This window comes from Candidatus Dechloromonas phosphoritropha (assembly GCA_016722705.1).
Lineage (GTDB): Bacteria > Pseudomonadota > Gammaproteobacteria > Burkholderiales > Rhodocyclaceae > Azonexus > Azonexus phosphoritrophus.
Map to the genome: position 1 here is coordinate 1,190,385 of JADKGN010000004.1, position 25,286 is coordinate 1,215,670.

Below are 25,286 nucleotides of genomic sequence, written 5' to 3' on the forward strand. Positions count from 1 at the left end.
TCTCCTGGTTCCGGAATTCAGTTGGCGCTTGCTTCTTCGCGCGGCAGCACCGGGAAGAGGCGGGTAACGACGATAAATCCAAGCACTGCCACTGCGGTCATGCCCATAGTGACGAGCAGTTCGGGAATCGACGGGAAGTATTGCCAGCCCGGACCCGTATCGAAGCCGATGAGATAGCCGTTGAGCCGCAGAAAGGCACCGGCGAGCATGATGGAGACCCCCCCCAGGAAGAGCCGGGCCGGGTTACGGCGGGCGTCGGCCGTGCCAACTAGCGCGAAGGGCAGGCAGAACAGGATCATCTCGACCCAGAAGAAGATCGCCACCAGGCCAAAGCTGAAAGCATTGCCACAGGCGCCGCGTACCGTCAGGTCGACAACACGCACGATCAGATAGACGCCGAGCATGCCGAGCATCACCTTGGCCATCGGGCCCAGAATGACGGTTTCGATTTCCCGCCGGTAGGCCGCGGACGCGAGGCAGGACTCGAACAGCACCACGCCATAGCCCATGAGGATCGCCGACAGCAGGTAGAGAAGCGGCACGATGGGAGTCTGCCAGAGCGGATTGACCTGGCCGCCCATCAGAACCAGCAGCGTGCCGATCGACGATTGGTGCATCATCGGCAGCACGGTGCCAAGGGCGATGAAGAAGAACAACACCTTGCCCAGTTTTTTCTTGGCCACGTTCAGGCCCCACTTCTCCATGAAGACGGGCGAGAACTCGATCCACATCACGAGAATGTAGATCGAGATGCACAGAGCCGTCTCGAACAGGGCCGAATTCAGGTTCCAGTAGCCGGGCCACAGGATGTGCCAGAAGTTCCAGTAACGCCCGAGGTCAAACATGACGCCGGCACCGGCCAGCGTATAGCCGAACAGGCTGGTCAGCAGGGCGGGCCGCACCAGCGGGTGATACTCGCCCTTGTTGAAGATGTAGACCATCATCGCCACCGAAAAGCCGCCGCAAGCGAGAGCGGAACCGATGAGGACGTCCACCACCACCCATAGACCCCACGCATAGCCATCGTTCAGGTTGGTTACCGCGCCCAGGCCAAGAATGAAACGCGCCGCCAGGACTGCCAGCATCAGCACTATGAGGACGCCGCAGACGACCGTGGTGTTATTGATCAGCTTTCCGCCGACCGGAGCCGCGGGCAGATGGGCGCTCATGACTCGCCTCCTTTGGAATCATCGTCATCCTTCCTGACATTGCGTCTGGCAGCCCAGGTCATGACGCCGAGCACGGCAATCGGCATGATCATGCCCTGATACAGCGTGTGCTGAATGCCCTCCGAGAGCGAAGCTGAGGATCTCTCCGGCAGCTTGGGCATGCCGACCTTTTCGAAATTCACCGCCGACAGTTTGAGGACCTGGGTACCGCCGTATTCGTGTTCGCCGTAGATGTGCTGCAGGTAGTTTCCGACCCGCGCTTCGTAACGCATATCCGGATCCCGCTTCCAGGTGCTTGCCTTTTCCGCCTCGATGTCGCCATAGGGCAGACGACCGCGCGGGATGAGCGTCGTCTCGCCTGGCTTGAGCGCCAGCCGCCGCCTGGCTTCGGCGAGCAGATCCACGGTCTGGCCGAACAGCGTCGCGCCGGTCGGGCAGACCTCGGCGCACGCTGAATAGTGGCCGTCCTTGTGGCGGTGGCGGCAGAGCTCGCATTTGCCGATCTTGCCGATCGGCGAGTCAAACTGGTACTTGGGAATCCCGAACGCGCAGGCGGCGACGCAGTAACGGCATCCGAAACAGGCATCGGGGTTATAGCTGACGATACCCGTCACCGGATCCTTGCGCATGGCCGATACCGGACACGCCGATACGCACGAAGCATCGGCGCAGTGCATGCAGGACGTCTTCATGAAGGAGAAGCCGTTTGTCTCGACGTCCTTGGTTTCGCCGGTACCGTTGGCATAGACCTTGATCACGTTGAAGGTGTGACCCGTCGTGTCGAGCGGGGTATCCCACAACCTGTCCGCCGTCCTGAATTCGGCCGGATTGTTGTTCGCTTCCTTGCACGCGGCAACACAGGCCTGACAACCGACGCAAAGCGTTGCGTCATACAGCAGACCGAGGCCGCCGGGTGGTTTCGTCAGGTTGCCGCGGGCGTCGGCAGGAGCGGGGGCCAGTGCCGCTACCGCGGCGCCGCTGCCGGCCACGCAACCCTTGAGAAAATTGCGTCTGCTCAGCATCTCACACCTCCGCTGATTCGTTGCTGGGCTTGCCAGCCTTTTTCGCCTTTTCCATCTCCTCCGCCTTGTGCGAGAGCCCGAGATTCCTCGTCAGCTTGGCCCCCGCACCGATCGCAACTCCGGCGACCGCCGCCAGCACGGCGGCTGATCCAAGCGTGGCACCCATGCCTTTCTGCTCGACAACGCCTGGCAGGAAGACGCCGGGTTGAATGTTCTTCATCTTGGCCAGGGCATGAATGGGCTTCTGGAATCCGATACCCTGCTCAGTGCAGCCGATGCACGGGTGGCCGCAACCGACCGGCCAGGTGCCGGCGCCAATATCGCCAAACTGGATGGTCGGGCAATTGGCGTAGGTTTCCGGACCCTTGCAGCCAAGCTTGTACAGACAAAAGCCATGACGGTGCGCATCGTCGCCGAACTCAAGGGCGAAGCGCCCGGCGTCGAAGTGCGCGCGCCGCTCGCAGTTCTCGTGGATCAGGCGCGAATAGGCGAATTTCGGCCGGCCAAGATGGTCGACCGCAGGCAAGCTGCCGAAGGTCAGGTAATTGACGACGGAAGACAGGAAGTTGTAGGGATTGGGCGGGCAACCCGGGATGGTCACGACCGGCTTGCCAAGCACTTGCGAGACGCTCGAGGCGCCGGTCGGATTGGGGTCGGTCGATGGCATGCCACCCCACGAAGCGCAGGAACCGATGGCGATTACCGCCGCCGCGTCGGCCGCACATTCCTTGGCCAGTTCGATCGCCGTCTTGCCGCCAATCTTGCAATAGATGCCACCATCCTTGGTCGGAATCGCGCCTTCGATGACTAGAAGATATTTGCCCTTGTTCTCGCTCATCGCCTGCAGCCGGGCCGCCTCGATCTGGTGGCCGGCGGCGGCGAACAGCGTCTCGTGGTAATCAAGCGAAATGACGTCGAGGATCAATTTTTCCAGCGTCGGGTGTTCGGCGCGCAACAAGGATTCGGTGCACCCCGTGCACTCCTGGAAATGCAGCCAGATCACACTCGGACGCCGCTTGGTCGCCACCGCCTCGGCAATCGCCGCATCGGCCCCCTGTGGCAATCCCAGAGTCGTCGCCAGAACCGCACAAAACTGCAGGAATTCCCGGCGCGTCATCGACAGGCGTGTTGCCGCCGCGTCGATCCGCTCATCGCTCTCCAGCAACATCAGATCTTGCTTGGCCATGAACCCTCCTCCTGTTACCACCTTCTTGGTACCGGCCGCTGACCGGCAATGTCTCTCTGTTGGGGGTTTGGCTATAGCTGCTTTGGAGGCTTCAACGCAAGAAACCGGCCAGATATGAATGTGGCCTTTATTCAGTCACTTGGAGGGACTCATCAAGCGCATGGATGCCTTATGTGGAAACATTATTTCCATAATTTTCTTAACAATGGTCAGTATCTTTGCATTGCGGCAGGAAGATCTCGTCACCCATCCGTCACGCCACCCAGCCCTGCCCGAGCGCCACACCATTCCACATATTCCAGCGATCTGGGCCGATCATGGTGTCAGCGAGCCTCTGAATGGCCTAGCCACCGACGCTGTCGGTCTCGGGCCGGATGGCGGGCTTTGGGGCGGAGGACTGTTGCGCCTTGCCGGCGTCAAGTGCGACCGCCTCGCCCATCTCCGGCCACTCAGACTCCCGCTCGGCGATGGAACTGGAGGGACTGGCTGTCGCGCACGGACCCCATTCTGCTCGAAAGCGCCGAACCCGGCCCTGGCGCCGCGCTGTTCCACACGGCGCTTGCCGCCGGCCTTGCCGAATGGGTGCATGTTTGCACCCCAGGGGCACTTTCAACGGGGCGCGGTCGACCGGGAAAAAGAGCCAAAAATCGCCGTCGGCGGTGGTTGTGTGCGAAATATCGACTGAGTTGACCACCTGATCTCATTACATCGGACCACGAAATACGGTCGACTTGACCAGGATGTATTAGACAGCAATTGTTAAGGGTTGTCAGATGCCAGCCCTGACCGGCATGGCTGCTGGGAACGGGAGCCGCTCATTGGGCTGGCGTCAGACAAGCGCCGGGGGAGGAAACCGCGGGGAGCACGACGGCGATATCAGGAAAGGCGACGGGCTATGGGGATTTGACTGCCCGGATTGCCGACTGAGACGAGGATGAAGCCGGTCAGCGAGGTGACGGCCGCGTTCAATCGACCGGCCTCTGAGGGGATAGGCCAGGTTTTTGGGTGTCGCACCCTGCCAGAATGGGCATTTCCGTAGCGCCAGGCAATCGCTTCCCGTATCGTCACTATTGGCGGCAGTGATGACGGACAGTTGAGATATTGAGAGAGCGATGCGCTCATCGTGCGACGCGTTGCAGTGGTGGTGCGCGGATCGGCTGCCCGCGCCCGAAAGTCTCGATGACGACCATCGCTGCCACACAGTCAGGACAGATGAACGTAGGTTGCTTGATATCCGTTGGTGCCGGCGCATCCTCGGTTGCTGCAACGCCCGCGGGCGCCACCTGCAACAGTTCGCGGACCCGCGCCAGATTCTCCCGGCGTCCGGCATTGGCGATCAACCCATAGTGGTGGATCCGGTGAAATCCACTGGGCAGGACATGCAGCAGGAAACGGCCCATGAACTCGCCCGGATTAAGCGTCATGGTCTTGTAACGGGTTTGGCGATTGGCCCGGTAATCCTTCCGGCGAAAGGTAATGCCACGGTCGTCCATGGCCACCAGTCGTTGATTCGAGATCGCCACCCGATGGGTATAGCGCGCCAGATAAGCCAGCACCGCCGCCGGAACAAGCGGGAGGGGACGCGAACGGGCAGGAAGAACCCTGGCTTGCAGGCAATCCAACGCGACCCGTCGGGGGACAGGCCACCGCCCGGGACAATGCCATGGACGTGGGGATGATGGGTCAATGCCGATCCCCAGGTATGCAACACCAGCGTGGCGCCGATTTGCGCGCCCAGATGCTTGGGATCAGCGGCAATGGTACTCAACGTCTCTGCCGCCACCTCGAACAACAGACGATAAATGACGGCCTTGTTGGTGTACGCAATGGCACTGATCGGCGCCGGCAAGGTAAATACCACGTGGTAGTAATCCACCAGCAGCAAGCCAGCGTTGCGCCGCACTGGCCTGGCACTTCGGGCAATGCCGGTTGCGACAGGAGTTGTCCCCAAGGGGACTTCCTTCGGGGCGTAGGCAATCTCTGTATGGTCGCAAGCATTGCAATGCAACACATGCCCCCAGTGCCGCGCTGCGGCACTGCTCGATGGCCGACATGACCTTGAGTTGCCCCAGACTCAGGTGAGCCTGCTGCGTTTGGCGCCAAGCCGGCCCATGGGTCCGGAAGATGTCCGCGACCTCGAGGGCAGAACGCCCCATGGCGACAAGCTATACGGGGTTCAGATTCTCCAGCGGGCTGACCACTTCGCGCAGGATGTCGGTGGCGACCTGGGTGTACAGCGCGGTGGTGTCGAGTTTCTTATGCTCGAGCAGAACCTGGATCACGCGGATATCCACTTTCTGTTCCAGCAGGTGGGTGGCGAAACTGTGACGCAGGGTGTGCATCGAGATGCGCTTGTCGATCCGGGCGGCCATCGCCGCGGCATGGATGGCGCGGTTGAGTTGGCGGGTGCTGAGCGAATCGATCGGGTTCAGGTCGGGAAATAGCCAACCACCATCAAGCATCTTGCCCTGCGCACGGGCGACGCGCCACCAGACCCGCAGGCGTTCGAGCAGAACGGGTGAGAGCATGACGTAGCGATCTTGTTGGCCTTGGCCTTGTTCAACCCGCAGTGTCATGCGCTGGCTGTCGATGTCACCGACCTTGAGGGAAATCACCTCGCTGGCGCGCAATCCGGCCCCGTAGGCAATGGAGAGCGCGCTCTGGTGCTTCAGGTTGCCGGCAGCAACAATCAGGCGCGACACTCCTTCGCGGCTCAGGATCACCGGTAACGTGCGCGGGACTCGCACAGGTTGCATTTTGGCCATCAACGCCACATGGTCGAGCGTCACGTCAAAGAAGAATTTCAGCCCGGTGATTGCGGCATTGAGCGAAACGGGCGATATGCCGTGATCAACGAGGTGCAACTGGTAGCGTCGCAGGTCTTCGATGGTCGCGGTGTCCGGCGAGCGACCCAGGAAACCGGCGAATTGCCGAACGGCGCGAATATAGTGAGTCTGGGTCTTGTCGCATAGCTTGCGTATCCGCATGTCGTCGATCATGCGTTGACGCAACGGGCTGATGCTTTGGGTCGTGATGGTCATGGCGCTGCTCCTGTCGAGTAACGAGGCGGATTGCCTCAGTTCTCAACATAGGAAACAGCACGCTAATCTCAAAGATACTCAGCAGCTTATGCGCAGCCTCTACCGCGCGAGCGGTTTAGTCCACCGGCCATCAACAGACATTAGTGCACCGAAAAAACGGCTCCCACGAGCGACCGGTAACTGATCACGAACCTGTCACTCGATTTTCCGGCTTGTTGGCCCGGGCCCCGGCCTACGCCGAAGGAAAACTTGAGTTGTCCGAAGGCCCATGGCAATCGCATTTACCTCAGAGGCACGAGGCCGAGCAATGAAGCGCGGTAGTACTGCCTCAACCAGGATTCGTTGTCCTCGGCCCATTCGGCAACATCCACCCAGGTATCGGCTCTACACAGTACCGCGCACAGCGCCATCATCGCGCAGGTCATGCAGCTGCGCCGGCCCCGTGCGCGGGTCGGCGAGTCCCGTGAATGCTTCGTCCAGTGTCATTTCTACCCCCCAATAAAAGTCGAGAGTAGACCTGATTCCGTTGGCGTTCACAAGACCCTGTCATAATCTCTTCACTGTGAACGGCTTATATTCAGGGTTTACGACATTTGCGTATGCGATAGCCCTGATGGCGATCTCAATGTTGGGTTGAAAAAAATGTGAGCGAGCCCCAATTGCTCAGGCGAGATTTCGCGGCGATGCCCGTCCCGCGACCAGTCGGCGCGCCGTAATGATCACGTTCATCCGCCACGGAACGACCACCCCAGCATCAGCAACCCGCTCGCCGCGATCCAGCTGCCGCCGACCCGCACCGCGATGCGCGCCCAACCAGTCCGCAGCGCGGCGACGCATGCGGTGACGAGCACAACGAGCACGAACACAGCGGACACGATTCCGAGAGCGGCGGCAATAGACGAGCCCGTTAGCCCCATGCCGCTGCCGTTTAGGAAACCATGCACGAGACCGAGCAAGGCGCCGAGTGCGGTCAACGCCCGCAGTGAGATATTGACGTCGGCGACGACCAGTCCACCCAATACGAGCAAGGCGACGGCCGCACCGAACGCCCCGATGCTCAAGGCTGGCACATTCAGTCCGGGCAGCATGCCGAGTAGCCACGCCACCGGCAGCACGAACGCTGCGCGGCGGCCATGCTCGACGCCGCGCAGCCCGGCCAGCAATGCCAGCGCAAGCGCGCTCACCAGATCCTCGGGGCTGGTCAGGAAATGTGTCAGGCCGTCGTAGACCGGGCCCAGGCCCGTCGAATTCAGGTGCGCCTCGGCGGATGGGATAGCGAGCAGCAGCAGGAAACCCACAGCCCCTGGTCCGATGCGCCGAGGCTGCCGGCCTCGTTCGGCGATGCATCGGCTCGCGCGAGCGCCAAGGCGGCTGGGAGTCAATCGGATGCACCCCGGCGCAGCCCCGCAAACAGCAAGGCAACGATCAACACATGGACTGCGACGGCGGGCCACAGCAGCACGCCACCGCCGCCGCCCACAATGCCGACAACCAGAAGGTAGAGCGTCGCCAATGCACCATAGGTGAGCATGCCGATGTGCGGCTGCTGCGGCGAACCGCCCGGCCAGCAGGCGACGCCCAGGCCGATGAGGGCGATCCCGGCGAACCGGCCTACCAGGATCCCGGCGCTAGCAATCTCGGCTCCGAAGAGCAGCCCAACCACCAGCACAGGATCCACCATGGCGGCCAGGCCGGTCACGGCTTCCGCAATTGCCGCCAGCGCGAGCGCAGCCTTCATGCCAAGTCCCCTCGAACCGCCGTCACGCTGCCGCTCTCCATAGAAAGAATATCCCTCCACCTGCGACCGCCGCACCCGCAGCGCGCAACAGCTTGCGTCCCAATGGCCAACGGTGCGCGGTACCGATGCCAATGCCCAGCGCGTGCAGGCCGCCAGTCGCGATGACGAAGCCGATGCTGTAGAGCAGCGCGCTTTGCCCCGCCGGCAACTCGGTGCCGTGTGCGTGGCCGTGGAAGATCGCGAACGCGCCAACGACCAGCGCCGCGAGCACGAGCGGTGGCCGTAGTTCGAACGCCACCGCTGCACCGAGCACGATCGCCGACGCGGCGATGCCGACTTCGACGCCGGGCAGCGGCACACCGAGAAAGCCCAGCAGTGCACCCGCGGCCATCACGAGCGGAAACGCCATCGGCAACACCCAAATCGCGGGCGCGCCGAGCTGCGCGCCCCACAGGCCGACGGCAACCATCGCGAGGACGTGATCGAAACCCGAGATCGGATGCAGGAAGCCGGTGAGGAAGCCGAAGGCCTCGCCCTGGCCGACGTGCGCGGACGCACTCTGTACGAACAGTGTCAGCAGCGCCGCCGCGTGGGCCGGCCGAATGCGTGACTGCGGTTTCATCGCAGCACAGCCAGCAGCGGCGCAGCGCGCTGCAGCGTCCAGAACGCGCCGAGGCCGCCGACGACATAGCCCGGCAGCAACTCGACCCAGCGCGGCCACTGCATCTGCAACACATGGAACGAGCGCTCGAGCGCCAGCACCAGCGCGATGAAACCGAGCTGGCCGATCTCGACGCCGATGTTGAAATTCAGCAACGCCAGCGGCAGGTCGCTGCGTGGCAGCCCGGCGCCGGTGAGCGCGCTCGCAAAGCCGAAACCGTGCAGCAGCCCAAAGGCGAAGGCCACGACCCAGGGGTGGCGGATCGTGAAGCTGGTCGCACCGCGCCAGCTGCGAACGATCTCCGGCCCGAGAAAGAGGATCGAGAGCGCGATCGCGAAATTCAGCGGCAGCAGCGGCGGGCTGACGTTGCCCAACGTCGCGGCTGCCAGTGTCAAGCTGTGCGCCACGGTGAACGCGGTGACGGTTTTCACCAGCATCCAGCGGTCCTTCACGATCAGCAGAAGGCCAAGCACGAACAGCAGGTGATCGGCGCCGAACAGGATGTGGCGGATGCCCTCGACGATGTAGGTGCCAGCGACTTCCCAGCCGCTTTGCGCCGCGGCGATTTCGATCCACGGCTGCTGCGGGCGCACGATGTTGGTCCACTTGCGGCCGTCGAGCAGTTCGACGCGCACAAGCACGTCGGTGATCGTCAGCTGCAGGCCCGGGAACTCGAAGCGCTTGCCCGCAAGCCCCGCGCTCCCGGCATCGATGCTTCGCCTTTCGAGCAGTGAATCGGCAAGCTCCTGCACGGTGGGCTCGCTGGTGTCCTTCACGTTGCTGGGCAACTGCAGCCGTATCGGCAAGCGCATGCCGGCCAGCACCGGTGTGCGCCACAGCACATCGAAGTGGCCGGGCGCGGTTTCCTTGACTTCCAGATAGGCCGGGCGCGCTTCGTGGGCGTGCGCTGCCGGCAGCGCCAGCAGCAGGCCCGCCAGCACGCCTGCGAGTCGGATGGCGAAGAGGGCGCCGAGACGCCACGACCACAGGCTCACGGCGACTCCCGCGTCGATGGCACGGATGCCGCGCCGGCCGGCGGTGGCACGGACCCGGACGCGACCTTCTCATCCGGCGGCGCCGGCAGCAGCACGCTGTACTTCGCGCGCATGTCCTTGTAGGCCTTGTCCACGGCCAACACCTTCTGCTCGGCCAGCCAGGCGGTCTTGACGTCGCCTTCGATCTCCTCGAAGGCCGGCACGCGCCCGGGAATCACCGTGTCCACGTACACCAGATGCCAGCCGAAGCCGGATTCGATCGGGCCCTGCCACGAACCGGGCTTTGCCTTCGCCAGCGCCACCGCAAACGGCGGGCCGAACTCCTTGCCGACGAAGTCGCCCGCGCGGTCGCGGTAGTAGTCCTGCAGCATGAAAGGGTCGGCGAGCGTACTGGCGAGCTTCGAATCCTCTGGCTCGTTCGCCAGCGCCGCCAGTGCCTTGGCCGCATCGTCACGCGCCGCCGCGCCGCGCCGATCGGGCGAGAAGTACAGGTGCCGGAAGCCGTAGCGGCTGGGCTGCGCGAACTTGGCGCTGTTCTTCTCGAACCAGGCCTTGAGCGCGTCCGTGCTCGGCTCCTGCGCCGCCGCCACGTCTTCGGCCAGGAATTGCATCTTCTGCGCCATGCGGCGCTTGACGATCTCGTCGTCCTTGTCCAGGCCCATCGCCAGCGCCTCGCGGTACAGCACCTCCTGCTGCACCTTGTTCTCGACCATTAACTGCAGATCGTGTGCCGTCGGCGGGCGCCGCCACTGCGACTGAAACAGCATCGCGAGCTGGTTTGTCTCCCCAACCGTCAGCCGGATCTCCTTCGATGGCGCACTGGCCAACTGTCCTTCCGGCATGCGGCTGTACAGGCCGAAGCCGATGGCGCCGATGAGCAGGAAGTGTAGCAGCGGTTCACGCAGCCAGCGTCTCAACCTGCCCATCGGTCGCTCCGGGCCATTGCCGGTCCGAGGCTACTTGTGCACATCGGCAAACCAGGTGCCGACCTTGGCCTTGGCCTTGCCTACCGCGGCGCCTGCCATCTCCTCGATCAGGCGGCGGCGGAGCGCCTCGCGCATCTCCTGGAACTTGTGCTGCTGATCCGCATTGAGCAGCGGCGAGATCTTCGCGTCGAAGGCCACCCCTTGCTCGCGCAGCGACTTCACCTTGTCGACTGCACTGAGTTTGGTGTCCTTCTTCAACTCACCCAGTTGCTTGATCTCCTGCGACAGCAGCGGCAGGATTTGCTGGCGCTGCGGCTCGGTCAGCGCCAGGCCGACCGCGAAATGGTTCGCCACTTCGATAAGCGGGCTCAGCGCGAACTGCGGCGCCGCGACGATCTCGTAGTTGGCATGGCCGAACTCGTTGCTGCGCGCCAGGTAGGTGGTGTCGCCGAGCTTGTAGAACGTGAACGCGTAGGGCTCCTGCGCGACGTTGACGACCAGCTTGCCGCCCTCGATCCTGTAGGCACTGGTCTTGCCTTCGTAGCCGTCACGCGCCACGTTGCCGAAATTGCTCGGCATGTTGGCGCCCTGGCCGACGCGGAACACGATCGTCTGGCCCTCGGTGGTGAAGTTCTGGCTGAACTGCTCACCGGTGACGTTGTTGCGCAGCCAGTAGGCCTTGCCGACGACCAGCGCCTTGACCTGCGCTTCGGTCAGCGCAGTCGCGCCTTTCTTCTTCAGTTCGGTGACGGTCATGCCCGTCGGGGCAATCTTGCGCGCGTCGGCCGACGGCGTGTACCAGATCGGCGAGGTCCAGGCCCGCTCCTGCCCGGTAAGCGGAACGATGTCGGGCGGCGGCAGCCCCGACTTGACGGATTGGATCAGCGTCCAGCGCGGCGTCGGAATCTCGAGCACACGTGCATAGTAGAAGGCATGCAAGCCGGGGTCGAACTCGGGGTCGGTCCACACCGTTTTCAGCTCTGCCGCGCCGCGGCCATTCGTGTAGGTGGCCTTTTCCAGGTCCACCGTGCTCTCGATGGCCGGCACGCGGCCCGACCACTTGTCTGCCTTGCGGTCACCCGACCAGGCGACGTCGAAGACGCGCTCGAAGCTCTGGCCGTCCTGCGTCCAGCCCTTGACGATCTGGATGCGGTCAAGGCTCGCCGAGCTCGGATCCTTGATCGCCCAGACGACGAATTTCGGCGCCGTGCCTTTGCCGTCCGTGGGCATCGGCGCCAAGTCGGCGCCCATCGGCACGCCACCGGCGTAGGACTGCTTGACCCAGTCCTTGGCGTCGACGACGCCCTTGTCGTAGCCCCAGCCGCCGAACATCCGCACCTTGATGTGCGGACCACTGACGCCGAAGGTCTCCTTGCGGTACATCGCGTCCCACAGCGAGGCACGCGTGTTCTCCTCGGCCCACACGCCCGTCAGGCCGCCAGGGTTCTCCAGGCGCACGTCCATCGTGCCACCGATCAGCACGCCGGCAAAGCGCCGCTCCACCGTGCCGTCGGCATCGGCATGCAGGCCGAAGAAGTTGTCCTGGCGGTACGGGCTGGCGGTGTTGTGCGAATCGGAGCCGCCGGCCATGCCAAACTTGTAGGGGTTGTAGCCGCGCGTGTCCTGCATCGTCAGGCCGTCCTTCAAGGCCTGGCGCGCATAGCTGCCGTGGACACGGTCGATACGTCCGGAATCGGCCGGCAGGCCGAGGATTGCCTCGTACATCTCGTAGCTGGCGAACTCGTCGTTCGGGGACAGCAGCGGGTGCGTTTCGGACGCGCCCTTGCCCTGCTTGATCTCGACCAGGCGCTCGTTGCGCATGCGGGACTCCGCCCAGGCGGCGTCGATCGGCCGGCCGGTAGTGTTGTCGATATCGGTCGGGTACATCCAGCCGTCGCTAACATTGGCGTTGTGCGAGATGGCGAGCAGCTCGTTGCCGGCCTTGCGCTGCGTGTCCATCCAGCTCCACAGTTCGGTGGGCAGCTTGGAGTCGAGCGCGCTGAACGGATACTCGGGCACCTTCGCGCAGTCCTTGAAGAAGACGTTGCGGTGCAGGTTGCGGTTGCCGGGCATCGAGGTCCACTCGTAGGAGCAGAACGCGGTGAACTTGCCGGGCTGGTTGGCCTCGTCGGCGAGCTTCACCGTCTCCTTCCACACCGTGGAAGTGACCTTCGGGCTCATCAGCTCCGCTACCGGTGCGCTGCCGGCCAGCTTGAGCAGGTAGGAGAAGACCTTGTTCTGTTCTTCCTGGCTGTTCGGATCCTTCATGATCATCGGCTTCGCCGCGGCCAGCGTGCTCACGTAGGAGCCCGGAATGTTGGCCTCGCGCGTGACGCCGACATACTCCGCGTGGTCGGTCACGCCCATGAAGTCGAGCGGTGTATCGATCTTGATGTCGAAGCCCATCGGGTGCTTGATCATGCCGCCCTTGGCGTATTGGTAGGCCTCCGCCGGCCCGGTGATGCGGTTGCCCATCACCCAGGCATCGACCGACCAGCTAGTGTGGATATGCGTCTCGCCGAAGTACGCGTTGCGCTCGGGGTTGGGCTGCGCCGCCGCCTCGGGCGCCGTGGCAACCGCCTGGACCGGAGGCGGCGCTTCGGCCTTCTGCGGCGCGGGCACATCGGACGCTTTCTCGGGCGCCTTCTTTTCGCAGCCGCCGAGAGTTATCAGTGAGAATGCAACCAACGCGGCGACAATAGGGCGTGTAATCATGGCAACACTCCAAGAGAAATGAACCGTTTATTCATGGTATTTAGTGACCGTGAAGCCTGTCAAGGGAAGGGCGTCGCAAATTGCTAATTGCAGTCAAAAAAAACCTGGTCCAGGGGAAGCGGTAGACCCCAGGTGTGACAGCACCCTCTGGCGACCCCGTTGTTCATCGGGGTCGCAATCGTTACATTGCGACCCCTCCCTCGGCATCTTCAATATTGCGATGACCTCGACGGCTCGATATGACAACAGGCTCCACCCGGCCACTGCTGCCCGTGTTTGTTTGATTCCCGCCAATCTGCCGGTACGCTTGCGCGTTCATAATTTGGCCCTGGTTTTTCGCGGTTTTTTCGATGCTTGAAGCTGACAATCTGGAATGCGTGTGCGGCGAGCGCCGCCTGTTATCTCGATACCGGCAAGGTGCGCCATTGGTAATAGCGGCGCAGCGACATCACACAAGCCGATCAAGACTTCAACCGGGCTACCCCGCGCAAGAGCGGGCACAATATTCTCATAGATAATAGGGGAATCCCATGACCCTTATTGCCAGAAGCTATTGGGGCTATTGATCCAGATCAAAATAAGCACATTCCGATATGTCAAGATGGAAAATTGAGCATTTTCACTGACGGAGATCGATTATGAAACGCACCCTACTGGCCGTAGCCATTTCGCTCATTTCGGGTACGCTGGCCAGCCACTGGGCACTGGCTGCCAACACGGAACCGATTCAGCCCATTTCGGCTGCCAAGATCACCAATCCGGCGCTGGTCGAACTGGGCAAGAAACTGTATTTCGACCCCCGCCTGTCCAAATCGGGCTTCATTTCGTGCAACTCATGCCACAACCTGTCGATGGGCGGCACCGACAACATCAAGACCTCGATCGGCCACAACTGGCAGGAAGGCCCGATCAACTCACCGACCGTACTGAACTCGAGCCTTAACGTGGCGCAGTTCTGGGATGGCCGCGCCGCTGACCTGCAAGCCCAGGCCGGTGGCCCGATCGCCAATCCGGGCGAAATGGGTTTCAGCCACACGTTGGCCGTCGACATGCTGCAAACCATCCCGGGCTATGTTACCGAATTCAAGAAAGCGTTCGGCAGCGAAAAGATCACCATCGAGGATGTCACCAAGGCCATCGCCGCCTTTGAGGAAACACTGGTGACACCAAATTCGCGCTTCGACAAATGGTTGAAGGGCGACAAGAAGGCGCTGACCAAGGATGAACTGGCCGGCTATCAGCTGTTTAAGGACAGCGGCTGCATCGCCTGCCACAACGGCCCGGCGGTCGGCGGCAATTCCTTCCAGAAAATGGGTCTGGTCGAGCCGTACAATGATTCCACCAAGGCCGAGGGACGTTCGGCGGTGACCGGCAGGGATGCCGACCGCTTCAACTTCAAGGTGCCAACGCTGCGCAACGTCGAGCTGACCTATCCGTACTTCCACGATGGTGCGGCCAATACGCTGCCGGAAGCCGTCGATACGATGGGACGCATCCAGCTCGGCAAGAAATTCACACCGGAAGAAAACGCCAGGATCGTTGCCTTCCTGAAGACCCTGACCGGCGACCAGCCAAGCTTCAGGCTGCCGCTTTTGCCGCCGTCGGCCGATGCCACGCCACGCCCAACACCGTTCGACAAGAAATAATTGCTTGAGCGCGAAATCGACGGGGGCTGCCGCCCCCGTTTTTCTTGTCTGCCTTTGTTTGATTCCCGTCAATCTGCCGGTACACTTGCGCGTCCATAATTTAGCCCTGATTTTTATCGGTTTTTTCATGCTCGAAGCTGACAATCTGGAATGCGTGCGCGGCGAGCGCCGCCTGTTCGCAGGCCTCGGCTTTCGCCTGGAGGCTGGAGAACTTTTGTATCTGCAGGGCCGCAATGGCTCGGGCAAAACCAGCCTGCTGCGCATGTTGATCGGCCTGCTGCCGCCGGAATCCGGCGAAATTCGCTGGAAAGGCGAGTCGATCAAGGCGCTTGCCGACGAATTTCGCGCCGATCTTTGCTATCTTGGCCACCTCAACGCGATCAAGGAAGAACTGACGCCGCTGGAAAACCTGCTCGCCGCTGCCCGTCTTGCGGACGAGGAACTCTCCGACGACGATGCGCTCGATGCGCTGGAGCAGGTCGGGCTGGCCGGCCGCGAGGATCTTGCCTGCAAATATCTGTCGCAAGGCCAGAAGCGGCGCGTCGCACTGGCTCGCCTGATCAAGGAAAAGCGCCCGCTGTGGATTCTCGACGAACCTTTCGTCGCCCTTGATATCACTGCGGTCGACTGGCTGGCGGGCATTATTTCCGCTCACCTGCAACGTGGCGGGCTGGCCGTGATGACGACCCACCAGTTGGTCGACATTCCGGCCGGCACCGTCCGCGAATTGCACCTCGGCTGATGTTCAAGATCATCACCGCCGTCATCGGCCGCGATCTTCGGCTCGCCATGCGCCGCCAGGCCGACATCGTTTCGGCGATCTTTTTCTTCATCATCGTCGTCAGCCTTTTCCCGCTCGGTGTCGGGCCGGAACCCGACCTGCTGCGCAAGCTCGCCCCCGGCGTGCTGTGGGTCGCCGCGCTGCTTGCCACCATGCTTTCACTGCCCCGCTTGTTCGCCGACGATTATCGTGACGGCACGCTGGAACAACTCGCCCTCGCACCGCATCCGCTCGGCCTGGTCGTTACCGGAAAAGTGATCGCTCACTGGCTGGTTTCCGGTCTGCCGCTGGCACTGATCGCGCCGGTGCTTGGCATCCAGTTCGACTTGTCGGCCGATGCGCTGATCGTGCTGACCGTGGCAATCTTGATCGGCACACCGGCGCTGTCCGGAATCGGCGCTATCGGCGCCGCGCTGACCCTCGGGTTACGCGGCGGCGGCGTGCTGCTCTCGCTGCTGGTTCTGCCGCTCTACATCCCGGTGCTAATATTCGGCGCTGGCGCAGTGGATGCGACGATGACTGGTCTCGGAGGGGAAGGTCACCTCTCCCTGCTTGCCGCAATCACCTTTGCCTCACTTGGCTTCGCCCCCTGGGCAGCGGCCGCTGCCTTGAAGATCGCCCTCGAATGAAAGACCGCTTCAACCTTTACCGCTTCGCTTCGCCAGCCACCTTCTATCCGCTGGCCGGGACACTGATCCCCTACTTTGCTGCCGTCTCGGTGGTCTTTGGCCTTGCCGGCCTGTGGCTCGGCATGCTGGTCGCGCCGACCGACTTCCAGCAGGGCGAGGGCTACCGGATCATTTTCATCCACGTCCCGGCTTCCTGGCTGTCGATGTTCATCTATCTGGTCATGGCTTTCTGGGCCGCCATCGGGCTCGCCTTCAACACCCGGCTGTCGGGCATGATGGCGCAGGCGCTGGCGCCGACCGGGGCGCTGATGGCCTTCCTCTCGCTATGGACCGGCGCCCTGTGGGGCAAGCCGATGTGGGGCGCTTGGTGGGTCTGGGATGCCCGTCTGACTTCCGAACTGATCTTGCTCTTCCTTTATATCGGTTATATGGCGTTGACCGCAGCAATCGACGACCAGCGCCGCGCCGACAAAGCCGGCGGCCTGTTGCTGCTGGTCGGTGTGGTCAACATTCCGATCATTTATTTCTCGGTCAAGTGGTGGAATACGCTGCACCAGGGATCGAGCGTCAATCTCGCCAAGTCGTCGATGGCGACGACGATGCTGTGGGGCATGCTGCTGATGGCGATGTGCTTCTGGATGTATTCGATCGCCATCGCCATGATGCGGGTGCGCACCATCATACTCGAACGCGAGCGCCACACCGACTGGGTCAAGGCCGAACTGGAAGGAGCAGCCAAGTGATCCACTGGAACAGCTTTGGCGATTTCATCGCCATGGGCGGCTACGGATTCTATGTCTGGGGCTCGTTCGGCGTCACCGTATTGATCATGACCATTGAACCGATCATGGTTGCCCGCAATCGAAGGGTGACCATTGCGCGCCTGCAACGTCAACTACGCGCCGAATCGCGTGCCGAACCGCGCGCTGGCCAGAGGAATACCGCTGAATGAAATCGCGTCACAAGAAACTCGCCCTGATCGGCGGCGCCCTCGCCGTCATCGGCATTATTGCCGCCCTCGTCCTCAATGCACTGAACAGCAACATCGCGCTCTACATTTCGCCGACTGATGTCGCCGAAGGCAAGGCACCGCAGGGCAAGGTCTTCCGCATTGGCGGCCTGGTCAAGGAAGGCAGCCTGCAGCGCCAAGCCGACGGCGTGACCATTGCGTTCATCGTCACCGATACGGCCAAGGACATCACGGTTAATTACAAAGGCATCCTGCCCGACCTGTTCAAGGAAGGGAAAGGCGTCGTCGCCCAGGGCAAGATGACCACCGCCGACACCTTCACCGCCAACGAAGTGCTGGCCAAGCACGATGAAAACTACATGCCGCCGGAAGCCGCCAAGGCCGTCGGCGATGCCCAGGCCAGGGCGGCCGAAGCAGACAAACCGAAAGCGAGCTATTGATCATGATTCCTGAAATTGGTCATTTCGCCCTGATCCTTTCCGCGCTGGTCGCGCTGGTTCTCGGCACGCTGCCACTGATCGGCGCCCATCGCAACCGCATGGCCTGGATTGCCGTCGCCCGCCCGGCCGCAAACGCGATGGCATTGCTGATCACCTTTTCCTTCGCCTGCCTGACACAGGCCTTCGTCGTCAGCGATTTTTCGGTGGTCTACGTCGCCCAGCACTCCAATTCGCTGCTGCCGATCCAGTACCGCGTCGCGGCGGTCTGGGGCGGCCACGAAGGTTCGCTGCTGCTGTGGATGCTGATGCTGTCGTGGTGGGCGTTTGCCGTCGCCCTGCTGTCGCGGCAATTGCCGGAGGCGATGGTCGCCCGTGTTCTTGGCACCCTCGGACTGGTCGCCTTCGGTTTCCTGCTCTTCATCCTGATTACCTCCAACCCCTTCGAGCGCCTGCTGCCGGGCGCCGCCGAGGGCAAGGACCTGAATCCGCTGCTGCAGGACCCCGGTCTGGTCATTCACCCGCCGCTGCTTTACATGGGCTATGTCGGCTTCTCGGTAGCCTTCGCCTTCGCCATCGCAGCGCTGCTTTCCGGTCGCCTTGACGCGGCCTGGGCGCGCTGGTCGCGGCCGTGGACGATGGCCGCCTGGTGCTTCCTAACGCTCGGCATCGCCATGGGCTCGTGGTGGGCCTATTACGAGCTGGGCTGGGGCGGCTGGTGGTTCTGGGATCCGGTTGAAAATGCATCATTCATGCCCTGGCTGGTCGGTACGGCACTGATCCATAGCCTGGCGGTGACCGAAAAGCGCGGCAGCTTCAAGAACTGGACGGTATTGCTGGCGATCTCGGCCTTCTCACTGTCGCTGCTCGGCACCTTCCTGGTCCGTTCCGGGGTGCTGACCTCGGTGCATGCCTTCGCCACCGACCCGCGGCGCGGGATCTTCATCCTGGTCTTCCTGGTCGCGGTCATCGGCAGTTCGCTGGCGCTGTTCGCCTGGCGAGCGCCCAAGGTCGGCCTCGGCGGGCGCTTCAATCTGGTTTCCCGCGAATCCCTGCTGCTCACCAACAACGTACTGCTGGTCGTCGCGGCTGCCACGGTTCTGCTCGGCACGCTCTACCCCTTGCTCATCGACGCCCTCGGCGTCGGCAAGATTTCGGTTGGACCACCGTATTTCAACGCCGTCTTCGCACCGCTCATGACGCCGGTCCTGTTCCTGATGGGCATCGCCCCCTTCGCCCGCTGGAAGGAAGCCTCGCTCGCCGAGATCGCCCGTGCCGTGCGCTGGGCGATCGTCCCGGCCGTCGTCGTCGCCATTGCGCTGCCGCTGCTTTACGGCACCTGGTCGGCGTTGACCGCGCTCGGCCTGTTGCTGGCGACGTGGATCGTCTGTACCGCTGCTCTCAATTTCATCGAACGCGTCCAGCACACGCGCGGCGGTCGCTCCTTCCTGGCTGCCGCCGTCCGCCAGCCGCGCCATTTCTTCGGCATGCACCTGGCCCATATCGGTATCGCCGTGTTCGTCGTCGGCGTCACCATGGTCAGCAGTTTCCAGGAAGAGAGAGATGTCAAGATGGCGCCCGGCGAGAGTGTCGACGTCTCCGGCTATCACTTCACCTTCCAGGGAGTGAAGGCCGTCGAAGGCCCGAACTACCTGGCTGCGCAGGGCGAATTCGATCTTGCGGTCAACGGCAAGTTCGTGCGCAAAATGAATCCCGAGAAACGCAACTATCATTCATCGACGATGCCGATGACCGAGGCCGCAATCGATGCCGGCTTCCTGCGTGATGTCTATGTCTCGCTCGGCGAGCCGATCGACCGCGACAAGCCGGAAGGCGAGTGGGCGGTACGCGTCTACTACAAGCCCTTCGTCGACTGGATCTGGGGCGGTTGCATACTGATGGCGCTCGGTGGCCTGCTGGCCATGCTCGACCGCCGTTACCGCGTCAAGGCACGCGCCGCATCCGCCGTCAAAATTCCGCCCGGAACCCAACAAGCATGAACCGTTACTACTGGATACTCGGCGCCTTCGCTGCCCTCGTCGCACTGCTCGCCGTCGGCCTCAACCTGAACCCGCGTGACGTGCCGTCGCCGCTGGTCGGCAAGCCGGCCCCGGCCTTCAATCTGCAGATCCTGGCGACGCCGGACAAAACGCTTGCTCCCAAGGATATGCAAGGCAAGGTCTGGCTGCTCAATGTCTGGTCGTCATGGTGCGTATCCTGTCGCCAGGAACATCCGGTGCTGGTCGAATTCTCGAAAAGGTCTGACGTGCCGCTGATCGGTTTGAACTACAAGGAGGTGCGCGGCGACGGCGGTTACGACATGAGCAAGATGTCGGCCGACGATGAGAAGAAGCTCGCCTTCCAGCGCGCCAATACCTGGCTCAGCCAGCACGGCGACCCGTACAAGTTGACCGTCATGGACCTCGACGGCCGGGTCGGCATCGATTACGGCGTCTATGGCGTGCCGGAAACTTACGTCATCGACAAGGCCGGCGTCATCCGCATGAAGCACACCGGCCCGATCTCGCCGGATGTCCTCGACAAGAAAATCATGCCGCTGCTCGCGGAGTTGAACAAATGAGCGCTCGCGCCCTGATCCTGGCCTGCGTTTTTGCCGCTTTTTTCGCGTCGACCGCAACGTTGGCTTCTGAGATTAACGAAGCCGCCGTCGCTGCCGACCCGGTTGCCGAGAAGCGCCTGCAAGCGCTATCCGAAGAGTTGCGCTGCCTGGTCTGCCAGAACCAGACCATCGCCGATTCCAACGCCGAACTGGCACAGGACCTGCGCCGCGAAATCCGCGGCATGATCGCCAGCGGCAAGAGCGACAAGGACATCATCGACTTCATGGTCGTCCGTTATGGCGATTTCGTGCTCTACCGGCCGCCATTCAAGGGCATCACGCTTCTGCTCTGGGGCGGCCCGATCGCCCTGATGCTGCTCGGTCTGTTCATCCTGCAGCGCTATCTGCGCCGACGCGCCAAGCGCATGGCCGCTGACCAGCCGCTCTCCGCCGATGAGAGCAGCCGCGCCGAAGCGCTCCTCAAGGAACTCGACAACAAATGACCCAGTTTGCCATTTACGCCACCCTGCTGATCGTGGTGGCCGCAGCCTTCATTTTGCCGCCGCTCTGGTTCGGTCTGCGCTCGCCCATGGAAAAAGCAGATCGCAAGCAGGCCAATCTGGCCATTTTCCGTGACCAACTGGCCGAACTGGAACGCGAAAAGACTGAAGGAACACTGGCCGAGGGCGACTTCGAACAGGCTCGACGCGAACTTCAGCGCCGGTTGCTCGAAGACGTCGAGCCGGATGCCGGCGATGCGGCCCAAGGAATTCACGGCCCGAGCCGCAAGATGGCTATCGCCGCCCTGCTGGCGCTGCCCATTCTTGCCGTGCTCGGCTATGGGATGCTCGGCAACCCGAAGGCGCTCGATCCGGCAGAAACCGCAGCACCGCAACAGATGACCGCCGAGAAAATCAACGAAATGGTCGCCCGCCTGGCCGAGAAAGTGAAGGCCAATCCGGACGACCTGAAAGGCTGGCTGATGCTGGCCCGCTCCTACAAGACGATGGGCCGCTACGACGAGGCGGTCGACGCCTACGCCAAGGCCGAGAAGGCGCTCGTCGATGACCCCGAACTGCTGTCCAGCTACGCGGAGACCATCGCCATGGCCAGCGGCAAGGGCCTCAAGGGCAAGCCGAGCGCACTGATCGAGCGCGCCCTGAAAATCGATCCGCAATATCCGCACGCTTTGTTCCTGGCTGGCGCCGCCGCCATGGAAGCTGGCGACAACAAGAAAGGCATCGCTTACTGGGAAGCCTTGCTGCCGCAAGTCGAACCCGGCTCGGAAATCGACCAGATGCTGCGCGGCGGCATCGACAAGATGAAGCAGAGGCAATAGGTCAACGGCGATTGTCGATGCCAGCCACCGCGGCTTCCTGCGCGGCCGACCACGCCCGCAGGTCGAAATCCGGTCGCCTTGGTCTCTCCCAAAGAGTGACTTCATCGACCGCTGCACGCGCTGCGCTGATTGCCTGTCCGCGATGATCGGTTGGTGGGCGATGCCAGCGCACCGGCGATCGGTTGCCTACTCACCGAATCGCCAGGGCGGACATCCTCAAGACCACCTGAAATCCTTTCAGGAGATTCTCCAGGCAGATGCCTTTGCCGGCTTCGGTGCCTTGTACGCCTGGGATGGCATCATTCTTGAAGCTGCCTGCAGGGCCCATGCCCGGTGCAAGTTCTTCGAAAATCATCAGGCGCAGGGTTCGCCCATCGCCGCCGAGGCACTGAAGCGCATCGCTGCTGCGGGAATAACTAACGGAATGAAGTCACCTCCTATTGCGAGCTTGTCATGAAAAGCGCCCTCTTCGTTGATTTCGACAACGTCTATTCCGGCCTGCGCCGTCTCGATCAGGAAACGGCCGACCAGTTCGCCCGCAACCCGACGGTCTGGATGAACTGGTTGATCAAGTCACTGGAAATTCCCGAGCCGGCCACACGGGGAGCCAAGAGGCGCGTACTGGTTCGCCGCTGTTACCTGAATCCGCAGGCCTACCAGCGTTTCCGTCCTTCGTTCAACCTGGCAGGCTTCGAGATCATTGACTGTCCGGCGCTGACCAGCGAAGGCAAGACGAGTACCGATATCCACATGGTTCTGGATATCGTCGACCTGCTGCAACACGAAACCCGTTACGACGAATTCATCGTCTTTTCGGCTGATGCCGACTTCACGCCTGTACTGCGCAAGCTGCGCCGCTGGGACCGGCGCACGACGGTACTCGCCATTGGCTTCCCTTCGGCTGCCTATCGCGCCTCCGCCGACTTATTAATCGATCAGGACGATTTCGTGCGCAACGCGCTGACTTTCGACGAAACCGTCGCGCCTCCACCAAGGGAGCCGATCTTGTCTAGCCCATCGCAAGGCGAATGTGCCCCGATTGCGCTGCAATTGATCCAGCAATCGGTTCGCGAAGCCGCCGTGCCTTTGTCACTCGCCAAGGTCGCTTCGTTGTTGCTGAAAGAAATTGATGGACTGGATGCCTCCGCCTGGGCCGGCTTCGGCAGCTTCCGGGCGCTAATCGAATCGCTGCAGCTCGCGCCGCTGGTCGTCAGTTGGGAAGGCGGGGGCACGATTCGTGACTCGAAGCGGCATGTCCCGCCATCAACTCAAATCGCGGAAGTGGGTAACGGCAAAGTAGCCAACCCCTTGAACCCGGTAGCCGAGGCCATCAGGACCGAAGTTGCCAAGGCGGGTCAACCGGTACCCTGTGGCCGACTGGCTGCTGTGCTGATCGGCCTCGACAGCACTCTTGCCGCCGACTGGGCAGGCAAAAGCACTTTCCGCAAGTTTGTCGAATCCCTGGACGTCAAACCCATCGAGTTCAACTGGAACTGCTCTGGCGGCATCGCCTACGACCCATCCAGGCCAGCCGCCAAGTCGGCTCAGCAACCGAGCATCGCCGCCGACTGGGCCGACAAGAACCTCTACAACATCGCCAAGCAGATCCACGAAGTAACCGATGTGCCGCTTCTGACGCCGGAAAAATATCGGAATCTGATTGCGTTGATTGCCAAAGACGTCGCCGAATTCCCATTCCATCTGATGGAAACTGGAAAGCGCGTGCGTGACCGCTGCAAGGAATCAGGATTGCCGGTCAGCCGCGCCGACGTCAATCATGTGCTGCGGGGTTTGGTCATGCGCGGCCATGTATTTGAGGAGGGGGCGAATGACGGTTCGAGACTTGCTCAAAAGCTTGGCGACAATATCCGCTCACTTTGCCTGAGAGAACAGATCGTCCTTGATGGGGCGATGGACAAGGCGATCAAGGACTGGATTGGTAGCAACTAGCCTTACTTACTCATTTACCAAACCCGAATTTTTCATAAAAGCAGGCGAATCTCGTTTAACCCATTGATATAATAGGGGTTACGCCAATAACGCTTTGTAAGAAGCCTAAACGAGACCGCCCATGGACCATTCTATCCCAACCCAGCTTCGCTTTCCCGCCAGCGCCGGATTTACGATCCGGGCAGAGTTTGACGGCGGGGCGATGTCCTCCGACTTTGGCGCACTCCTGTTGCGTGGCATCGACCTGCAAATCGGCCTGATTCCCCGCCTGGTCAGCGCGATTCACGACAAACGCCACGCCTCGTACATTGACCATCCGCTGGCCGACCTGCTTCGTCAGCGGATATTCCAGACCGCCAGCGGCTACGCCGACGGTAATGACGCCAACACGCTGCGGCGCGATCCGCTGTTCAAACTGGCGGTCGGTCGTGCCCCGCTGGGCGAGGGAAATGACCTGGCCTCCGGCCCCACGCTCTCCCGGCTCGAAAACAGCGTATCGCGCAAAGACATTTACCGCCTGGCCAAAAGCTTCGTCGACGCCTTCATCGCCAGCTACGCCCAGGCGCCTGCCGTGATCGTGCTCGATATGGATCACTCGGAGGATGCCACTCACGGGCAGCAGGAACTGGCGTTCTATAACCCCCACTACGGGAATCACTGCTACCTGCCGCTGTTTCTCTTCGAAGGACTTTCCGGGAAGTTCATTACTGCCGTCCTGCGTCCGGGCAAACGCCCGACTGGCAAGGAGAACGCGGCCATCATCAAGCGCGTGCTGCGCTTGCTCCGCCAGGCTTGGCCCGAGACCCACATCATTCTGCGCGGGGATGGCCACTTCGCGAATCCCGAACTGATGGCCTTGTGCGCGTCCGATCCGCATCTGGACTTCCTCTTCGGCCTGGCCGGCAACCCGGTGCTCTCGCCCAAGGCCGAGCCGCTGCTGAAGAAAGCCCGTGCGCTGCACCAGACACACAGCGCCAACGCCCAGCGCCTGGGGAACGCCGAGCCTGCGGCGACACGACTGTACGACGATATCGAGTATCAGGCGGGCTCGTGGCCCAAGGCTTACCGCGTGGTGGTCAAGGCCGAGGTGATGGCCTTGGGTGACAACCCGCGGTACGTGGTGACCTCGCTGTCCGACCCGACGCCTGATGTGCTTTACAAAGAGCTGTACTGTGCTCGAGGGCAGGACGAGAACTTCATCAAGGCGGTGAAGAACGACTTGGCCAGTGACCGGACCTCCGATCATGCCTTCCTCGCCAATCACCTGCGGCTGTTCTATTCGTGTGCGGCGTATGGGTTGATTCACGGCTTGCGCGAGAACACGCTGGTGCATACGGAACTGGCCAAGGCGCAACCGCTGTCGATTATCCTGAAACTCTTTAAGTTGGCGGTGCGCGTGGTGCAGTACAAGGATCGGATCAAGCTGTCCTTGCCTACGTCGTGTCCGATGAAGGGGGTGCTGGCGCGGGTGACCGAGTTGCTTTACCTCGTCCCGCGCCCGCCGGCACCGGCCTGATCGAC

The 25,286-nt window shown here is 62.2% G+C and carries 25 protein-coding genes and 1 pseudogene; 14 read left to right on the top strand and 12 right to left on the bottom strand.

Annotation, left to right across the window (positions count from 1 at the left end; all coding sequences use genetic code 11):
• Positions 1–17: 17 nt before the first annotated feature.
• The 3 genes from hybB to IPP03_11495 are packed head-to-tail and all read right to left on the bottom strand — an operon-like array spanning position 18 to position 3,377.
• A complete protein-coding gene (hybB, locus tag IPP03_11485; GenBank protein MBL0353239.1) occupies positions 18–1,169 on the bottom strand; it encodes a Ni/Fe-hydrogenase cytochrome b subunit in 1,152 nt (383 codons plus the stop codon).
• Positions 1,166–2,191: a hydrogenase 2 operon protein HybA gene (hybA, locus tag IPP03_11490; GenBank protein MBL0353240.1), complete on the bottom strand. Its 1,026-nt coding sequence runs from the start codon at positions 2,189–2,191 to the stop codon at positions 1,166–1,168. Before hybA ends, hybB begins: the two co-directional genes overlap by 4 nt.
• Before the next feature lies 1 nt (position 2,192).
• Positions 2,193–3,377, bottom strand: coding sequence for a hydrogenase small subunit (locus IPP03_11495; GenBank protein MBL0353241.1), 1,185 nt, complete (start codon positions 3,375–3,377; stop codon positions 2,193–2,195).
• Between the two features lie 205 nt (positions 3,378–3,582).
• Between IPP03_11495 and IPP03_11500 the strand changes: the two genes are divergently transcribed.
• Complete coding sequence (locus IPP03_11500) at positions 3,583–4,062, top strand: hypothetical protein (protein MBL0353242.1); 480 nt, start codon at positions 3,583–3,585, stop codon at positions 4,060–4,062.
• Between the two features lie 433 nt (positions 4,063–4,495).
• Here the strand turns inward: IPP03_11500 and IPP03_11505 are convergent.
• The 9 genes and pseudogenes from IPP03_11505 to IPP03_11545 form a co-directional block, all read right to left on the bottom strand.
• A pseudogene (locus tag IPP03_11505) lies at positions 4,496–5,533 on the bottom strand (transposase).
• A 9-nt stretch (positions 5,534–5,542) separates the two neighbouring features.
• A complete protein-coding gene (locus IPP03_11510) occupies positions 5,543–6,418 on the bottom strand; it encodes a site-specific integrase (protein MBL0353243.1) in 876 nt (291 codons plus the stop codon).
• Positions 6,419–6,699: 281 nt separating this feature from the next.
• The gene (locus IPP03_11515) at positions 6,700–6,843 is read right to left on the bottom strand and encodes a transposase family protein (GenBank protein ID MBL0353244.1); all 144 of its coding nucleotides are present in this window, start codon (positions 6,841–6,843) and stop codon (positions 6,700–6,702) included.
• Between the two features lie 300 nt (positions 6,844–7,143).
• A complete protein-coding gene (locus IPP03_11520; protein MBL0353245.1) occupies positions 7,144–7,716 on the bottom strand; it encodes a HupE/UreJ family protein in 573 nt (190 codons plus the stop codon).
• 80 nt (positions 7,717–7,796) lie between these two features.
• A complete protein-coding gene (locus IPP03_11525) occupies positions 7,797–8,156 on the bottom strand; it encodes a hypothetical protein (protein ID MBL0353246.1) in 360 nt (119 codons plus the stop codon).
• Positions 8,157–8,178: 22 nt separating this feature from the next.
• Positions 8,179–8,778, bottom strand: a complete 600-nt coding sequence (locus IPP03_11530) for a HupE/UreJ family protein (protein ID MBL0353247.1) — start codon at positions 8,776–8,778, stop codon at positions 8,179–8,181.
• Positions 8,775–9,830: a HupE/UreJ family protein gene (locus tag IPP03_11535; GenBank protein ID MBL0353248.1), complete on the bottom strand. Its 1,056-nt coding sequence runs from the start codon at positions 9,828–9,830 to the stop codon at positions 8,775–8,777. The genes IPP03_11530 and IPP03_11535 overlap by 4 nt, the downstream gene beginning before the upstream one ends.
• Positions 9,809–10,729, bottom strand: a complete 921-nt coding sequence (locus IPP03_11540) for a peptidyl-prolyl cis-trans isomerase (GenBank protein MBL0353249.1) — start codon at positions 10,727–10,729, stop codon at positions 9,809–9,811. The genes IPP03_11535 and IPP03_11540 overlap by 22 nt, the downstream gene beginning before the upstream one ends.
• 39 nt (positions 10,730–10,768) lie before the next feature.
• Positions 10,769–13,453: a DUF3604 domain-containing protein gene (locus IPP03_11545; GenBank protein ID MBL0353250.1), complete on the bottom strand. Its 2,685-nt coding sequence runs from the start codon at positions 13,451–13,453 to the stop codon at positions 10,769–10,771.
• 638 nt (positions 13,454–14,091) lie between these two features.
• Between IPP03_11545 and IPP03_11550 the strand changes: the two genes are divergently transcribed.
• From IPP03_11550 to IPP03_11610, 13 genes are all read left to right on the top strand, one after another.
• Positions 14,092–15,099 (top strand): cytochrome-c peroxidase, encoded by a 1,008-nt coding sequence (locus tag IPP03_11550; protein MBL0353251.1) that lies wholly within the window; start codon positions 14,092–14,094, stop codon positions 15,097–15,099.
• Between the two features lie 127 nt (positions 15,100–15,226).
• Positions 15,227–15,841 (top strand): cytochrome c biogenesis heme-transporting ATPase CcmA, encoded by a 615-nt coding sequence (ccmA, locus tag IPP03_11555; protein ID MBL0353252.1) that lies wholly within the window; start codon positions 15,227–15,229, stop codon positions 15,839–15,841.
• The gene (ccmB, locus tag IPP03_11560; GenBank protein ID MBL0353253.1) at positions 15,841–16,509 is read left to right on the top strand and encodes a heme exporter protein CcmB; all 669 of its coding nucleotides are present in this window, start codon (positions 15,841–15,843) and stop codon (positions 16,507–16,509) included. Before ccmA ends, ccmB begins: the two co-directional genes overlap by 1 nt.
• Complete coding sequence (gene ccsA / locus IPP03_11565; GenBank protein ID MBL0353254.1) at positions 16,506–17,252, top strand: cytochrome c biogenesis protein CcsA; 747 nt, start codon at positions 16,506–16,508, stop codon at positions 17,250–17,252. The genes ccmB and ccsA overlap by 4 nt, the downstream gene beginning before the upstream one ends.
• Positions 17,252–17,461, top strand: coding sequence for a heme exporter protein CcmD (gene ccmD / locus IPP03_11570; GenBank protein MBL0353255.1), 210 nt, complete (start codon positions 17,252–17,254; stop codon positions 17,459–17,461). Before ccsA ends, ccmD begins: the two co-directional genes overlap by 1 nt.
• Positions 17,458–17,919, top strand: coding sequence for a cytochrome c maturation protein CcmE (ccmE, locus tag IPP03_11575; protein ID MBL0353256.1), 462 nt, complete (start codon positions 17,458–17,460; stop codon positions 17,917–17,919). Before ccmD ends, ccmE begins: the two co-directional genes overlap by 4 nt.
• A 2-nt stretch (positions 17,920–17,921) precedes the next feature.
• Positions 17,922–19,916 carry a heme lyase CcmF/NrfE family subunit gene (locus IPP03_11580; GenBank protein MBL0353257.1) on the top strand — a complete coding sequence of 665 codons (1,995 nt, stop codon included), beginning with the start codon at positions 17,922–17,924 and terminating at the stop codon, positions 19,914–19,916.
• Positions 19,913–20,497 carry a DsbE family thiol:disulfide interchange protein gene (locus tag IPP03_11585; GenBank protein ID MBL0353258.1) on the top strand — a complete coding sequence of 195 codons (585 nt, stop codon included), beginning with the start codon at positions 19,913–19,915 and terminating at the stop codon, positions 20,495–20,497. Before IPP03_11580 ends, IPP03_11585 begins: the two co-directional genes overlap by 4 nt.
• Positions 20,494–20,979: a cytochrome c-type biogenesis protein CcmH gene (locus IPP03_11590; GenBank protein ID MBL0353259.1), complete on the top strand. Its 486-nt coding sequence runs from the start codon at positions 20,494–20,496 to the stop codon at positions 20,977–20,979. The genes IPP03_11585 and IPP03_11590 overlap by 4 nt, the downstream gene beginning before the upstream one ends.
• Entirely contained in the window at positions 20,976–21,815 is an 840-nt protein-coding gene (gene ccmI / locus IPP03_11595) for a c-type cytochrome biogenesis protein CcmI (protein ID MBL0353260.1), read from the top strand. Before IPP03_11590 ends, ccmI begins: the two co-directional genes overlap by 4 nt.
• 142 nt (positions 21,816–21,957) lie before the next feature.
• Positions 21,958–22,272: a transposase gene (locus IPP03_11600; protein ID MBL0353261.1), complete on the top strand. Its 315-nt coding sequence runs from the start codon at positions 21,958–21,960 to the stop codon at positions 22,270–22,272.
• Positions 22,269–23,765: an NYN domain-containing protein gene (locus tag IPP03_11605; GenBank protein MBL0353262.1), complete on the top strand. Its 1,497-nt coding sequence runs from the start codon at positions 22,269–22,271 to the stop codon at positions 23,763–23,765. The genes IPP03_11600 and IPP03_11605 overlap by 4 nt, the downstream gene beginning before the upstream one ends.
• A gap of 121 nt (positions 23,766–23,886) precedes the next feature.
• Entirely contained in the window at positions 23,887–25,281 is a 1,395-nt protein-coding gene (locus IPP03_11610) for an IS1380 family transposase (protein MBL0353263.1), read from the top strand.
• The last annotated feature ends 5 nt before the right edge of the window (positions 25,282–25,286 follow it).

Coding starts and splice junctions, on each gene's coding strand:
- hybB (MBL0353239.1), bottom strand. CDS start 1,169: ATGAGCGCCCATCTGCCCGCGGCTCCGGTCGGCGGAAAGCTGATCAAT.
- hybA (MBL0353240.1), bottom strand. CDS start 2,191: ATGCTGAGCAGACGCAATTTTCTCAAGGGTTGCGTGGCCGGCAGCGGC.
- IPP03_11495 (MBL0353241.1), bottom strand. CDS start 3,377: ATGGCCAAGCAAGATCTGATGTTGCTGGAGAGCGATGAGCGGATCGAC.
- IPP03_11500 (MBL0353242.1), top strand. CDS start 3,583: ATGGTCAGTATCTTTGCATTGCGGCAGGAAGATCTCGTCACCCATCCG.
- IPP03_11510 (MBL0353243.1), bottom strand. CDS start 6,418: ATGACCATCACGACCCAAAGCATCAGCCCGTTGCGTCAACGCATGATC.
- IPP03_11515 (MBL0353244.1), bottom strand. CDS start 6,843: ATGACCTGCGCGATGATGGCGCTGTGCGCGGTACTGTGTAGAGCCGAT.
- IPP03_11525 (MBL0353246.1), bottom strand. CDS start 8,156: ATGAAGGCTGCGCTCGCGCTGGCGGCAATTGCGGAAGCCGTGACCGGC.
- IPP03_11530 (MBL0353247.1), bottom strand. CDS start 8,778: ATGAAACCGCAGTCACGCATTCGGCCGGCCCACGCGGCGGCGCTGCTG.
- IPP03_11545 (MBL0353250.1), bottom strand. CDS start 13,453: ATGATTACACGCCCTATTGTCGCCGCGTTGGTTGCATTCTCACTGATA.
- IPP03_11550 (MBL0353251.1), top strand. CDS start 14,092: ATGAAACGCACCCTACTGGCCGTAGCCATTTCGCTCATTTCGGGTACG.
- ccmA (MBL0353252.1), top strand. CDS start 15,227: ATGCTCGAAGCTGACAATCTGGAATGCGTGCGCGGCGAGCGCCGCCTG.
- ccmB (MBL0353253.1), top strand. CDS start 15,841: ATGTTCAAGATCATCACCGCCGTCATCGGCCGCGATCTTCGGCTCGCC.
- ccsA (MBL0353254.1), top strand. CDS start 16,506: ATGAAAGACCGCTTCAACCTTTACCGCTTCGCTTCGCCAGCCACCTTC.
- ccmE (MBL0353256.1), top strand. CDS start 17,458: ATGAAATCGCGTCACAAGAAACTCGCCCTGATCGGCGGCGCCCTCGCC.
- IPP03_11580 (MBL0353257.1), top strand. CDS start 17,922: ATGATTCCTGAAATTGGTCATTTCGCCCTGATCCTTTCCGCGCTGGTC.
- IPP03_11585 (MBL0353258.1), top strand. CDS start 19,913: ATGAACCGTTACTACTGGATACTCGGCGCCTTCGCTGCCCTCGTCGCA.
- IPP03_11590 (MBL0353259.1), top strand. CDS start 20,494: ATGAGCGCTCGCGCCCTGATCCTGGCCTGCGTTTTTGCCGCTTTTTTC.
- ccmI (MBL0353260.1), top strand. CDS start 20,976: ATGACCCAGTTTGCCATTTACGCCACCCTGCTGATCGTGGTGGCCGCA.
- IPP03_11600 (MBL0353261.1), top strand. CDS start 21,958: ATGATCGGTTGGTGGGCGATGCCAGCGCACCGGCGATCGGTTGCCTAC.
- IPP03_11605 (MBL0353262.1), top strand. CDS start 22,269: ATGAAAAGCGCCCTCTTCGTTGATTTCGACAACGTCTATTCCGGCCTG.
- IPP03_11610 (MBL0353263.1), top strand. CDS start 23,887: ATGGACCATTCTATCCCAACCCAGCTTCGCTTTCCCGCCAGCGCCGGA.